The sequence below is a fragment of the Croceicoccus naphthovorans genome, assembly GCF_001028705.1.
GTDB classification, from domain to species: Bacteria; Pseudomonadota; Alphaproteobacteria; order Sphingomonadales; family Sphingomonadaceae; genus Croceicoccus; species Croceicoccus naphthovorans.
The window spans coordinates 482686-495943 of sequence record NZ_CP011770.1; the positions used below are offsets into that span (position 1 = coordinate 482686).

A 13258-nucleotide genomic window follows, 5' to 3' on the forward strand; every position below is an offset into this window, starting at 1 on the left:
TCAGGCCTCCTGCGGCGTGGCCGGGCCAGCACCGTCAAGATCTGCAATGTGTTCTTCGTATTTCCGACGGAACAGCCGTTTTACCACGGTGAAGAACAAGGGAACGAAGAAGACAGCCAGCACTGTTGCGGAGACCATGCCGCCCACCACAGCCCAGCCAATCGCGTTCTGTCCGCCCGCGCCCGCACCAGTAGATAGTGCGAGCGGCAGCACGCCGAACGTGAAGGCCAGACTTGTCATGAGGATTGGACGCAGGCGCAGCTTGCCTGCTTCAAGGGCCGCCTGGATCGGTGACAATCCTTCGCGCATCTTTTCTTCGGCAAACTCGACGATCAGGATCGCATTCTTGGCGGACACCCCGATTGTTGTGATGATACCCACCTGAAGGTAGATATCGTTGTTCAGTCCAGCCAGTGTTGCTGCAATCACCGCGCCGAACACCCCCAGAGGGACAACAAGCATTACCGCTACAGGCACGGACCAGCTTTCATAGAGTGCGGCAAGGCACAAAAACACGATCAGCATCGACAAGGCGTATACTGCCGGAGCCTGACCGCCGGAGGTCATTTCCTCGTAAGAAATTCCGCTCCATTCGATGTCCACGCCCGCAGGCAATCTAGCCGCAATCTCTTCGACCGCCTTCATCGCTTCGCCTGTCGATACTCCAGGTGCGGGGGCACCCATGATTTGCATCGACGACTGGCCATTGAACCGTTCCAGCTTTGCCGGGCCCTGGGTCCACTCGGTTGTCGCGAAGGATGAAATGGGTGCCATTGCGCCATTGCCTCCACGCACATGAAAGGCGCCAATGGAATCGGGGGCGGACCGAAATTGCTCGTCCGCCTGCACGTATACTTTTTTCACGCGGTCTCGATCGATGAAATCATTGACGTAGCTGCCGCCCATCGCCGTGCTGATTGTCGCGTTGATGTCTGATTGTGAAACCCCGAATGCACCTGCTGCCGCCCGGTCGACGTCAAGCTTTAGCTGTGCGGTGTCCTCAAGGCCGTTGGGCCGCACCTGCACCAGGCGTGGATCTGTGGCAGCCATGCCAAGAAACTGATTTCGTATCTGGGTGAGTTTCTCGTGACCGAGATCGCCACGATCCACAAGCTGCACATCGAAGCCGGATGCATTACCCAGTTCCTGGACTGCGGGCGGCACGAACGCGATGACCATCCCGGCCGAGATCTTCTGGAAGGCCTGATTGGCGCGTTGCGCTACTGCGGCGACCGTATTCTCTGCGCCAGGCCGTTCTGACCAGGGCTTCATGTCGACAAACGCGATGCCGACGTTCTGGCCTTGACCGGCGAACCCGAAGCCCGCGAGCGTGAAGACATTTGCGACATTGTCCTTTTCGTCTTTGCGATAGTGATCGCGTAACCGGTCAAGTGCGCGATTTGTTTCCGCAATGGTCGAACCGGCGGGCAATGAGACCTGATTGATAATTGTTCCCTGATCCTCGTCGGGCAGGAAGCCGCCTGGCAGCTGCATGAAGATGAGGCCCATGCCGACCACGATCACGGCATAGACAGACATTGTGCGGCCCCAGCGACGCTCGATCTTGCCCAGCATGGTCCCGTATCGGTCAACACCACGATCGAAGGCGGCGTTGAACTTACCGAAGAAGCGATTGAGAAGACGGGTAACCGCGGTCGTCTCTTCTGCTTCGCGAGCGTGGTCATCAGGTGCAGGCTTCAGAATGGTGGCGCAGAGGGCTGGTGTCAGGATCAGGGCAACCAGAACGGAAAGCGCCATGGAAGACGCAATCGTGATCGAAAACTGCCGGAATATGACGCCAGTGGAGCCATCGAAGAACGCCATGGGCAGAAACACCGCCGACAAAACCAGGCCAATACCGACCAGCGCGCCGCTGATCTCGTCCATCGATTGCCTTGCCGCCTCTTTCGGGCTCAGATTTTCAGTGTGAATGAGTCTTTCGACATTTTCGACAACGACGATGGCATCATCGACCAACAGGCCAATGGCCAGGACCATACCGAACAAGGTGAGGGTGTTGATCGTGAAGCCTGCTATCGCAAGGATCGCGATCGATCCCAGGAGAACGACTGGAATAGCAATTGTCGGTATGAGGGTTGCTCGCCAGTTCTGTAGAAAGAGGAACATGACGAGGAAGACGAGGACGACGGCTTCGATCAGAGTGCTGACCACTTGCTCGACCGAAAGCGCGACAAAGGTCGAATTGTCGACTGGGAACTGGTATTTCACCCAGACAGGGAAGTCTTTTGACAGAACCCCTATCTCTTCCTTGACAGCAGCCACCGTGTCGAGGGCATTGGCACCGGGCGCCAGTTTTATGCCGAGGCCGGCAGCCGGGTGGCCATTGAACTTTGCGCTGAATCCATAATTCTCAACGCCCAAACTGATACGCGCGACATCGGAGAGATATACAACCGAGCCGTCGCTGTTGTTCCGCAACATGATCTCGCGAAATTCATCGACTGTCCGCAAGCGAGACTGGGCGGTAATCGCGGCATTCAGCGCTTGCCCTTCAGGAGATGGTGCGCCGCCGATCTGGCCTGCGGATACCTGGGCGTTCTGTGCCCTGATCGCATTCACAACATCGGTTGTGGTTATGCCGAGGTTCGCCATCTTGTAGGGATCAAGCCAGATACGCATCGCATATTGCGCGCCCAGCAACTGGGTATCGCCTACGCCGGATATGCGGCTGATCGGATCCTGCAGGGAGGACGCAATGAAATCGCCCGCATCCATCTGATCATGGATGCCGTCGTCAGCATAAATGCCTACGATCATGAGAAACGTCGAGGTCGACTTTGTCACGCGAAGGCCCAATTGCTGAACCTCTTGAGGCAGCATTGGAGTGGCCTGTGCCAGCTTGTTCTGAACCTGCACTTGCGCGATGTCAGGGTCGGTGCCCTGCTCGAAAGTCAACGTGACAGTAAGGTTACCCGCGCCGTCGCTTGAAGACGCGAAATATCGCAAGTTGTCGATGCCCTTGAGCTGTTGCTCGATGACCTTCGTAGTCGTGTTTTCGAGCGTTTCCGCGTTGGCACCCGGATAGCTGCCGACAATCTGCACGGTTGGAGGAGCGATAGATGGAAACTGGGCGACTGCGAGCGAGCGAAGTGCGAGCGCGCCTGCAAGCATCAATATAATGGCGAGAACCCATGCGAAGATGGGTCTGTCGATAAAAAAGCGTGACATATCCTACTTCGCCCCGCTCGCGTGGGCCGTCACTTGCTGGGGCTTTTCCGGGTTTACGACCGTGCCGGGACGCAGATTCATCAGCCCTTCGATGATGAGCTTGTCACCAGGTTTGAGCCCACCTGTCACAATCCATTTGTCGCCTACGACGCGATCTGTTTCGACCAGGCGGACTTCGACCTTGTTGTCCTTGCCAACCACCATCGCGGTTCCGCGTCCGCGTGGATCGCGGGAAATACCTTGCTGAGGTGCAAGGATGACGTTGTCTCGCAGGCCTTCGACCAGCCTTGCGCGAACATACATTCCGGGAAGCAGCAGGCCTTCCGGATTGGGAAAGGCGGCGCGCAGGATCACCGAGCCGGAATCGGGATCGACAGTGACATCCGAAAATTGAAGTCGCCCCTCGATGGGATAGATCGTGCCGTTGGGAAGAGTAAGCTCGATCTGTGGGCCTTTGCCTTCGTTGAGATCGCCAGCAGATAGTGACTGTTTAAGGTCAATGAGCTGCGCTGCGGACTGGGTGACGTCGACATAGACTGAATCTGTTCGCTGGATCGTCGCCAACGGGTTTGCTTGGGCCGCCGAAACAAGAGCACCGGGCGTGATCAGTGAGCGGCCGATATGACCGGATATCGGAGCGCGAATACGTGTAAAATTCTGGTTTACCTGCGCCGCGCGCAACGCACCTCGCTGTGCCGCGACATTGGCGCGTGCCTGCGCTGCCGCCGCTGATGCATCGTCATATTGTTGCTTGCTGACGGCATTGATGGCGACAAGCTCCTTATAGCGGTCCGCTTGCGAAGAAGTCGCATTTATCGCGGCTTGGGCGATAGCGAGTGCGCCTTCCGCTTGTGCGACGGCGGCGCGATATGGTGCGTCCTCGATCTCATAAAGCACCTGACCTGCTCGGACATAACTGCCTTCTTCGAACAGTCGGCGACGGATGACACCGGAAATCTGCGGACGGACATCGGCGGTTTCCCGTGCAGAAACACGCCCGGGCAATTCGCTGACCAATTCAGCTGATCCCGCGCTGAGGGTAACCACACCTACAGTTGGGGGCGGCGGATCCTCTCTCCCCTGCTGACCGCAGCCGGCAAGCGTGATGGCCAGGACGCAAGCAATAATCCTGTCTGCTATGACATTTTGCATGGTGCCCTTTCCAATTTCATCGCATATAAATATGAGAGTGAATATTCATTCACATAAGGGGGGCGTTAGATTTTGACGATTGCGAGTGCAAGTCCAAATCCAAATGGGAGGAGAAGGGCAAATGTGTGCCGTGCAGCAAAAGGCGTCCAGCAGGGATCGCATTCTGCATTCCGCAAGGAATGCTCTTTGGTGAAAATGGATTTCACCAAACATCAATGTCGGAACTCGCTGCAGAAGCTGACATGTCGGTCGGGCTGATCTACCGGGCGTTCAAGAGTAAGGACGAGATAATCGAGGCGATCGTTTCCGCCGATTTTGATCGCAAGCTGACGGAGTTCGAAAACCTCCGGGAGCGGTTGCGCGATGAAGCACTTACGGTCAGGCAGACTTTCGAGGAGCTCTTTCAAAGAACAATTGAAGAGAATCGAGAAGCGTTGGCATTCGATATCCTCGCCGAAGGGTTCCGCAATGCGCGAGTGGGTAAGATCATCGACGAATCGTGCCAACGGTTCCGCGATTACTTTCGCGCATTCATACGAACCGCAAACAACAGGCTGTCTGACGAAGAAGTCGAAGGTGCAGCAGAATTGGCGTTGTGTTGCCTGTTGGGCCTCGCGCATCGCAACATATCCAGACCTAAGCTCGGTGCCGCTCAAACAGCCCGTCAGAGTGCTCTTATGATTACGATGGCTCTGGAGGGTATCTAACGAATCGTTCTGCCCGGCTTAGCGAGCGAACAACAAGTCGAGTGCTAACAGCGCCGATTTCTTGATGGATATTGGATCATCGCTGTCGTACCCAAACCGTGATGTTCGACACCTTCAAACGTCTGATACTCGTCTTTGCATTTGCGCTGCTTGCCGGCGTCGCGATCTGGATGCACTGGTGGTGGCTGGCTGTTCCCTGCGGAGGCCTTGCTCTGTTGTACCCATCCGGTGAGGACCGCAGCGTGATGGCTAGGAGCCCTTTTTCGAGATGATGCGCTTTGCGGCGGCGTTGCGTTTGGCGGCGATACGGCCGAGGGCGACCTGGATGGGGAAGATATCCAGTTCCTCCGGGTCGTAATCGTCGAGCCATCGGCAGATGTCAGCATGTTCCTCGTGCGTGGGATCGGACCTGGCATCGAGCACTTCGTAGAAGCCGCTAATCCCGCCGCAATCTTCGGGCGGGCAATTGCGCTCGCCGATGATGAAGCGCGGGTAGGCTATGGCCGGGTCGCCCTGGCGAACATCACTCAGGGTCAGCGTGTGCTGCCAGTCGTCACCAAAGTCGTAGGAATAGGCGATCGTGGTGGTGCCCGGGGAAAGGACATCACGCAGACGAACCCGCGAGGCATTTTTGGGCGGCGGAGTGCCCCAGTCGTCATCCATCGGGATACCGTATGCCTGGCCGTCGATCATCATCTCCCAGAGATGATAGTCGAACCATCCCATCGCGGCCTGGACGATGTCATGCAACACCTTGAGGGTGATCGAGGTCGGCACCTCGACCTGCCGCCAGATCGGCGGATCGCTGTCCTTGAGGTCGATGCGCAGCGTGGCGATTTGCGTGAAGCTGTCGATGGCCGTGGGCCTGTGCATGGATCGAGCGGTCATGCCGCCTGCGATAGCACTCCTGCGTTCGCACGCCAGTTCCAGGGCAGCAGTTCGTCGATCCGGTGGGCAGGATGTCCGGCGATGCGCTCGAGGACGTCGGCCAGCCACGCCTGCGGATCGACTTCGTTGAGCCGGGCCGTCTGGATCAGCGTGTAGAGCACGGCGGCACGCTGTCCGCCGCGGTCAGAACCGCAGAACAGCCATGCCTTGCGGCCAAGCGGTACACAGCGCAGCGACCGCTCGGCGGCGTTGTTCGTGATGCAGATCCGGCCATCATCGAGGAAGCGGGTGAAGGCATCCCAGCGCCGGAGCATATAGTTGATGGCCTTGGCCAGATCGTGGCTGCGCGACAGCTTCGCGAGCTGCGCGGCGAGCCAGGCGTGCAAATCCGCCATCAGCGGCGCGCTGCGTTCCTGCCGGAGTGCAACGCGCTCGGCTGACGTCTTGCCATTAATGCCGCGCTCGATCTCGAACAGGGCATCGAGGCGCTGCACGGCTTCCAGCGCAATCGGGTAGATCATGCCGGTGCGTTCGCCGCGGCTCCTCCTGCGTGCGGCCCCCTCAACATCGGCCAGTTCGAAGAATTTGCGGCGTGCATGCGCGAAGCAGCCCGCCTCGATCACGGGCGCCGGCTGACGACCGGGCGCGTAAAGCTCGTTGTAGCCGCCATAGGCATCGGCCTGCAGGATCCCTGCCCAGGACGCCAGATGCGCCCGTGGATGCTCACCGCGCCGATCGCGGGAATAGTGGAACAAGGCTGCGGGCGGATCGGAACCGGCGAAGGGCCGGTCATCGCGCACATAGACCCACAGGCGCGCCGTATCGGTCTTGCCCTTCGCCATGACCGGCACGGTCGTATCGTCGCCATGGATCCGGGCTGCATCCAGCACATGGGCTTCGATCCGCCGGTAGAGCGGCATGAGTGCGAAGGCGGCGGCACCGACCTGGTCGGCCAGGGTCGAGGTGCTGAGCGCTACGCCTTCGCGGGCGAAGCGCTCGGCCTGCCGGTTGAGGGGCTGGTGCTGACCGTACTTCTCGAACAATAGCATGGCGAGGAAGCTGGGTCCGGCCCATCCGCGCGGCACGACATGGAACGGCGCCGGGGGCTGCGTAATCGTCTCGCAATCCCGGCAGGAGAACTTCTCTCGCACCGTCCGGATCACCTTCCACTGGCGCGGGATTACTTCCAGCGTCTCGGTGATATCCTCTCCCAGCTTCGACAGGCGCGCGCCGCCGCAGGACGGGCACGAACAGGGCGCGGGAATGACGATGCGTTCGCGGGGCAGATGTTCGGGGAACGGCTTGCGGCTCGGGCGCTTGCGTTCGAACGCGGCGACCTCGCTCGTCTTCGCCGCAGCGGCTTCGGCAGCGCAATCATTCTCGCAGGCATCGGCCTCGAGATCTTCAAGCTGCAATTCCAGCTGGTCGATCAGGCGGCAGCTGCGTTCGGCGCTGGCACCATATTGCTCGCGCCGCAGCCTGGCGATCTGCAATTTGAGGTGAGCGATCATTGCCTCGATCGCACTCTCGCGGGCTCTGGCCTTGGCAAGGCGGGCCTCGGCATCATCGGCGCGCGAGAGCGCGGCGGCCAGCAGCGCCTTAAGCGCTTCAACGTCGTCCGGCAGGGGCGATGCGACCGTGTCCATAAGCGGCATGGAATCACAGATCGGCCTTCGGTCAAAGCTCAAAATGCGCCAGCCAACGAAGAAAATGCAGCCCCTATCCGGCGCTTTGCGGACGCCAGGAGTATTGCGGGTTACGCCAGTCGATCCCCTCCAGCAGGCAGGACAATTGGGCATTGGTCAGCGAGACGATGCCTTCCCGAGCCGTGGGCCAGACGAAGCGACCCTTCTCGAGCCGTTTGGCATAGAGCGACATGCCGATGCCGTCGTGCCAGATGATCTTGATCAGCGATCCCGTCCGCCCTCGGAACACGAACAGGTCGCCGCCATGCGGATCGCGCTTCAGGCCCTGCTGAACCTGCAAGGCCAACCCCTGCATGCCCTTGCGCATGTCCGTGTGGCCCATCGCGATCCAGACCCTCGCGCCCGATGGGATCATCGCAGCGCCTTCAATGCCGCCGAAACCAGCGTAGCAGGTGCAGACGAGGAGATGCGCACTTGCCGACCATTGCAAAGATCGACCGTGATCGCGGCGCACGGATCATGATCGGCAGGCTGCTCGTCATCGGCGAGCACGGCCTGGGCGAAAGTCATCTCCGGTACCGGCAAGGACGCAGCTGCCGACTGTTCGCGCAATTTGCGACGCCATGTGTAGATCAGGCTGGTCGAAACGTCCCGCCGCCGGGATACATCGGCAACGCAGGCGCCCGGCGCAAAGGCCTCGGCGAGAATCTCAAGCCGCTCCTCCTCGCTCCAACGCCGCCGACGCTCCGGCCCCGTCATCAACGTGATCTGACCCATGCTCCGCTCCTAAGCTCGCTCATACGAGCGCTCTTAAGACCGGTCGTTCACTCGCCAGACAAGGCGGGCCTCACCGGATGGGTACGCTCTGTTGGGCCTGCATGACTGGTTCCAGAGGGGCTGGACCGTCACCCGCAACTTTCCGATAGCCGGCCATATTCGTGCGCTCGCCTATGAACTTCGCCCCTATCTGCGCGCCTACATCGTCGAGGACGATCTGACCGGCACGCCATATTCGTTCGAAGCAAGAAACCTTGTTCACGCCCGCGCGAGGGGAATTACCGACACGCATCCATTCGGCACCGAGCGCGATGTCGAGACGGCCGACTATCACTGGGTCAGTCATTCGATCTCACCATGTGATACGCCCGATACCGATCCGCGCATTGTGGTTGGCAATAGCCAGACGAAGCAGCCCTATTCGGCTTCGATCCTGAACATTTCGGCGATGAGCTTCGGCGCTCTGTCAGCCAATGCGGTGCGCGCGCTGAACCTGGGCGCGAAGCTGGGCCGCTTCTATCATGACACCGGCGAAGGCGGGTTGAGCCAGTATCATCTGGAAAATGGCGGCGATATCGTCTGGGAACTGGGTTCGGGCTATTTCGGCGCGCGCGCGAAAGACGGCACTTTCGATCCGGAACAGTTCCGCGACAAGGCCGCCCATGACCAGGTCAAAATGACCGAGATAAAGCTGAGCCAAGGTGCAAAGCCGGGACATGGCGGTTTGCTCCCCGCCGCCAAGGTCACCAGTGAGATTGCCGCGATCCGCGGGGTTCCGGCGCACCAGGATTGCCTTTCGCCGCGCGGCCACAAGGCGTTTTCAACGCCGATCGAAATGATGGAATTTGCCGCAAAGATGCGTGACCTTTCTGGCGGCAAGCCTGTCGGCCTGAAACTGTGTATCGGTCAGCCACACGAACCATTCGCCATGGTCAAGGCGATGCTGGAAACCGGCATCAGACCCGATTTTATCGTGGTGGATGGCGGCGAAGGAGGTACTGGCGCTGCACCGCTGGAATTGTCGGACTGGGTGGGGATGCCGCTGTCCGAAGGTCTCGTATTGATGCGTAATGCATTGGTTGGGGCCGGCTTGAAGGAGGAAGTACGTCTGGCCGCCAGCGGCAAAGTCTATTCAGGGATGGGCCTTGCCCTCAACATCGCTCAAGGAGCGGACTGGTGCAACGCGGCGCGTGCCTTCATGCTTTCGATCGGCTGCATTCAGGCCCAGCGCTGCCACCTGGGCACATGCCCCACCGGCGTCACGTCTCAGGAGCCTGGCCGTCAGCGCGGCCTCGTACCCGAAGTGCAGGGCGAACGCGCGGCGCGATTCCATCGAAAGACGCTGGCGGCCTTGGCTGATATTGTGGCCGGAGCGGGCTTTGCTCACCCGCAGGAGCTTGAACCGCACCACATCATGCATCGCACAGGCCCTGAAAAGGCCGAACCCATGGACAGGATCCACACCTTCCTGCCCAAGGGCATCCTGCTGGATGCCCCCAATGACACAATTTACGCTGACTGGTGGGCGGCGGCCCGCGCCGACAATTTCCGTCCCGCAACCGATCTGGCAAGCGTGCGGGCGCGCGTCAGATAGGATCGGTCGACTCGATCCCGGAAGCGCTACGCGATCGTTCGGCCCAGCACTGCGCCATCACGCAGCATCATCGCTGTCCCTCGCGGCAAGGGTTCCCATTCGTCATCATCCAACGGCACGCTGGCGAACAGACGGGTGCGTGGCGGCATGTTCCTGATCCGTGGCCCCTTGCCGTGCCAATGACCTATATCGTCGCAATCGCCGAAATGCCGCATCACCAAACCCGGTTCACGTGGTTCGGAAATTGTGCCTTCTGGCGTTTCACTCCGACGTCGGTCCGCATGGATGAACAGACTGCGACCGTCGTAAAACAGGAAATTGGCAGTGCCCAGTTCACGCATATCAGCACAGAACCCCGCGAACAGGTCGAAGCGCATTGTGTCGTCCTGACCTGAACCATCAAGCCGCCGAAGCAGGATCAGAAAAGCCAGTTCGGAATCGGTGTCTCCGATCCGCTCTTCCAGCAAGGATTCAGCTTCGGCAAGGTGCGCGATGCCGTCCAGATCGCCATTATGGGCAAAATGAAGCGCCATCCCGCCGCGCACGCGCGTGAAAGGATGGGTGTTCGCTAGCAGAGGGTTCCCCTGCGAGGCCCGCCGAACATGAGCAATCAGATCGCTTGAGGCGAATTCGCGTTCGAACACCATTTTCGCCAGCGCGCTATTGGCGGCAGGAGCCGCTTCCCGAAAGACGTGCGCATCGCGTTGCTCCGCAAACACGATGCCCCAGCCATCCCGGTTGAGATTGCGTTCACCACCTTCGCGGGCAAAGGCGTCGAGATCGGCGGTGACTTTCGCAACGCCGGCACTGTTCATGGCAAAGAGTTCGCACATCGTGTTCTGCCTTCGCTCAACGCGCTCGCTATCGTGGGGCCTGTTCTATATCTCACGACATGACCGGACTGGAGCAATCGGGCAATCACGTCGCTGTCGCTGGCGTCTTTGCCGGTCACCGCCATCACCAAAAAGCTCGTTGCCAAGGATCGTCGGCGCGATAACGACCGTCCACGAGAGTTGGATTCCAAGCCAGTGTGGCGGAGTAAAAGCAGGCATGCTTGTATTGCCTTGTACTCGATATTTGACGTTCTTCGATCCATTGAACAAATCTTGGCAAGCGCAAATTGTCGAGCTTGCCGGGCGTTGTCGCTATCCTTGCCGATTTTGGCTGGATGCTTCAAAGACATGGGAGGCTGCTTCCCGGGTTGTGTGGACTGGCCAGTAACTGACCGCTGCCGCAAGGGTGCCGCTCGAAGTGAAAGATCTAATGCACCCCACACGTGTGGTCCCTGCGGCGTTTCTTGCGGCAATTTTTCTTGGCACCATGTTGCTCATGCTCCCTTTCTCAACCTCCGGTGGGGAAGGTGCCGATTTCATCACTGCCTTGTTCACGGCGACATCGGCCGTATGCGTGACCGGGCTCATCACCGTGGATACGCCGGTTTATTGGTCTGCCTTCGGACAGGTGATCATCATGTTGCTGTTCCAGTTCGGCGGGCTGGGCATCATGACGGCGGCGACACTGCTCGGCCTTGTTGCTGGTCGCCAGTTGAGTCTGTCGGGCCGAGCCATTGCGCTGACCGAACATGGCCATCTTAACCGGTCCGAGGCAGGCAGCCTGATGAAACTGGTCTTCATTGTCAGCATCGCGATCGAGGCGGTGGTGGCTCTGCTTCTGTGGCTACGTTGGTGGATCGGGTATGGAATGGGAGCCGGCGAGGCTGCCTGGCATGGAATTTTCCATTCCATATCCGCCTTCAACAATGCGGGCTTCTCGACATTTTCAGACAGTTTGATGAGTTGGCAGGGCGACGGACTCATACTTGGCCCGGTGATGGCAGCTATTGTTATTGGCGGTATAGGCTTTCCCGTCCTGCATGAGCTTTGGACTCGCAGGAAAACCGAAATGCGCCGCCGTCAGTGGTCGCTGCACAGCCGGATAACACTGTCGGTTACGCTGGCACTGACCGTTAGCGGAACGGTGCTGCTTCTTGCCGCGGAATGGAACAATCCGGAGACACTCGGCGGAATGTCCTTCGCAGATGGGCTTTTGAACGCGCTTTTCCATTCGGTAACCATGCGCACGGCCGGATTCAACGCGGTCGATGTCGGCGCTTTTGCCGACCAGACCCTGGCGATCAATTATCTCTTCATGATGATCGGCGGGGGAAGCGCGGGAACTGCGGGAGGCTTGAAGGTCACGACCTTTGCTTTGCTTGGTTTCGTGGTCTGGTCGGAAATTCGTGGCCACGCAGAGACCACAATCTTCAGTCGGCGCGTGGGATCACAGGTCGTTCGTCAGGCCCTTTCTGTTGTGCTGATTGCCATCGCACTGGTCGGTCTCGTGACCCTGCTTGTCTCCTGGATCGAACCGGATATCGAATTTCGCTTCATCCTGTTTGAGACTATATCGGCATTTGCCACGGTCGGCTTGTCGACCGGCATCACAGCCGATCTCTCCATCCCTTCGCAATTGTTGCTCATCGTGCTCATGTTCGTTGGTCGCGTCGGGACGATCACTTTCGCAACAGCCTTGGCATTGAACACACGCGCTACGAAATTCCGCTATCCGGAGGAACAACCCATTGTTGGCTAGAAAACCCAAAAACAAGTTCTCGCCCGCGACTGTTGCTGTGATCGGCCTTGGGCGCTTTGGATCCGCGGTCGCGCATTCCCTGCTGCGAATGGGGCATGATGTGCTGGCGATTGATTGCGAGGAAAAGCGCATTCAGGCTTGCGCAGCCGAACTGCCGCATGTGCTTCAGGCGGACACGACCGATATCGACACACTGCGCCAGATAGGTCTCGCGGATTTTCAGCGCGTTGTCGTTGGTATCGGCAGTGATGTGGAAGCCAGTATTTTAACGGTGATGGGTCTCACCGATCTCGAAATTCCGCAGATCTGGGCGAAGGCAATAGACAAGACGCATGGTCGCATCCTCGAACGGGTGGGCGCACATAATGTGGTCTATCCCGAAGAGCGCATGGGCAATCGTGTTGCGCGGCTCGTCACTGGCAAAATGATCGATCATATCGAGTTCGACGAAGATTTCTCGATCATCAAGACCAAGGCACCGGAGGCGCTTGTGGGTAGCCTGTTGGGCATTGTAGATACGATGTCCAAATTTGGCGTTGCAGTCATCGGGGTCAAGCCGCAGGATGGGCCGTTCCGCCACATTACGGAAGATATCGTTGTGCAGGCACATGACCTGTTGATCGTCGCTGGTAGCAACGACAAATGCGAGGCATTCGCTGCGCTGGAATGATTTGCGCTGGATGCGACCTTGTTTCAGCGGGTCATGGTCACAC

The 13258-nt window shown here is 59.1% G+C and carries 11 protein-coding genes; 4 read left to right on the plus strand and 7 right to left on the minus strand.

What is annotated here, in order from left to right:
* Window positions 1-3189 carry an efflux RND transporter permease subunit gene (locus AB433_RS02435; RefSeq protein ID WP_047819773.1) on the minus strand — a complete coding sequence of 1063 codons (3189 nt, stop codon included), beginning with the start codon at window positions 3187-3189 and terminating at the stop codon, window positions 1-3.
* Between the two features lie 3 nt (window positions 3190-3192).
* Window positions 3193-4341 (minus strand): efflux RND transporter periplasmic adaptor subunit, encoded by a 1149-nt coding sequence (locus tag AB433_RS02440; RefSeq protein WP_047819774.1) that lies wholly within the window; start codon window positions 4339-4341, stop codon window positions 3193-3195.
* 179 nt (window positions 4342-4520) lie between these two features.
* On the opposite strand from AB433_RS02440, the gene AB433_RS02445 reads away from it, so the two are divergent.
* Window positions 4521-5048, plus strand: a complete 528-nt coding sequence (locus AB433_RS02445) for a TetR/AcrR family transcriptional regulator (protein ID WP_245626562.1) — start codon at window positions 4521-4523, stop codon at window positions 5046-5048.
* 249 nt (window positions 5049-5297) lie between these two features.
* Here the strand turns inward: AB433_RS02445 and AB433_RS02450 are convergent, their stop codons facing one another.
* The 4 genes from AB433_RS02450 to tnpA form a co-directional block, all read right to left on the minus strand.
* Entirely contained in the window at window positions 5298-5936 is a 639-nt protein-coding gene (locus AB433_RS02450) for a plasmid pRiA4b ORF-3 family protein (RefSeq protein WP_245626563.1), read from the minus strand.
* On the minus strand, window positions 5933-7582 hold the full coding sequence (gene tnpC, locus AB433_RS02455) for an IS66 family transposase (RefSeq protein WP_047823140.1): 1650 nt from the start codon (window positions 7580-7582) through the stop codon (window positions 5933-5935). The genes AB433_RS02450 and tnpC overlap by 4 nt, the downstream gene beginning before the upstream one ends.
* A 73-nt stretch (window positions 7583-7655) precedes the next feature.
* Entirely contained in the window at window positions 7656-7997 is a 342-nt protein-coding gene (gene tnpB / locus AB433_RS02460) for an IS66 family insertion sequence element accessory protein TnpB (RefSeq protein WP_047819776.1), read from the minus strand.
* Window positions 7994-8359 carry an IS66-like element accessory protein TnpA gene (gene tnpA / locus AB433_RS02465; protein ID WP_047819777.1) on the minus strand — a complete coding sequence of 122 codons (366 nt, stop codon included), beginning with the start codon at window positions 8357-8359 and terminating at the stop codon, window positions 7994-7996. Before tnpA ends, tnpB begins: the two co-directional genes overlap by 4 nt.
* A 91-nt stretch (window positions 8360-8450) precedes the next feature.
* Here tnpA and AB433_RS02470 point away from each other — a divergent pair, with 91 nt between their 5' ends.
* Window positions 8451-9953, plus strand: coding sequence for an FMN-binding glutamate synthase family protein (locus AB433_RS02470; protein WP_082134760.1), 1503 nt, complete (start codon window positions 8451-8453; stop codon window positions 9951-9953).
* 26 nt (window positions 9954-9979) lie between these two features.
* Here the strand turns inward: AB433_RS02470 and AB433_RS02475 are convergent, their stop codons facing one another.
* Window positions 9980-10786, minus strand: a complete 807-nt coding sequence (locus tag AB433_RS02475) for a class II glutamine amidotransferase (RefSeq protein WP_047819778.1) — start codon at window positions 10784-10786, stop codon at window positions 9980-9982.
* Between the two features lie 406 nt (window positions 10787-11192).
* On the opposite strand from AB433_RS02475, the gene AB433_RS02480 reads away from it, so the two are divergent.
* Window positions 11193-12545, plus strand: a complete 1353-nt coding sequence (locus tag AB433_RS02480) for a TrkH family potassium uptake protein (protein ID WP_245626564.1) — start codon at window positions 11193-11195, stop codon at window positions 12543-12545.
* The gene (locus tag AB433_RS02485; protein WP_047819779.1) at window positions 12538-13215 is read left to right on the plus strand and encodes a potassium channel family protein; all 678 of its coding nucleotides are present in this window, start codon (window positions 12538-12540) and stop codon (window positions 13213-13215) included. The genes AB433_RS02480 and AB433_RS02485 overlap by 8 nt, the downstream gene beginning before the upstream one ends.
* Window positions 13216-13258: the final 43 nt, after the last annotated feature.

Excerpts from the sequence above, each read along its gene's own strand:
- AB433_RS02450 (WP_245626563.1), bottom strand. The coding sequence starts at position 5,936 with ATGACCGCTCGATCCATGCACAGGCCCACGGCCATCGACAGCTTCACG.
- AB433_RS02435 (WP_047819773.1), bottom strand. The coding sequence starts at position 3,189 with ATGTCACGCTTTTTTATCGACAGACCCATCTTCGCATGGGTTCTCGCC.
- tnpC (WP_047823140.1), bottom strand. The coding sequence starts at position 7,582 with ATGGACACGGTCGCATCGCCCCTGCCGGACGACGTTGAAGCGCTTAAG.
- tnpA (WP_047819777.1), bottom strand. The coding sequence starts at position 8,359 with ATGGGTCAGATCACGTTGATGACGGGGCCGGAGCGTCGGCGGCGTTGG.
- tnpB (WP_047819776.1), bottom strand. The coding sequence starts at position 7,997 with ATGATCCCATCGGGCGCGAGGGTCTGGATCGCGATGGGCCACACGGAC.
- AB433_RS02445 (WP_245626562.1), top strand. The coding sequence starts at position 4,521 with ATGCTCTTTGGTGAAAATGGATTTCACCAAACATCAATGTCGGAACTC.
- AB433_RS02475 (WP_047819778.1), bottom strand. The coding sequence starts at position 10,786 with ATGTGCGAACTCTTTGCCATGAACAGTGCCGGCGTTGCGAAAGTCACC.
- AB433_RS02440 (WP_047819774.1), bottom strand. The coding sequence starts at position 4,341 with ATGCAAAATGTCATAGCAGACAGGATTATTGCTTGCGTCCTGGCCATC.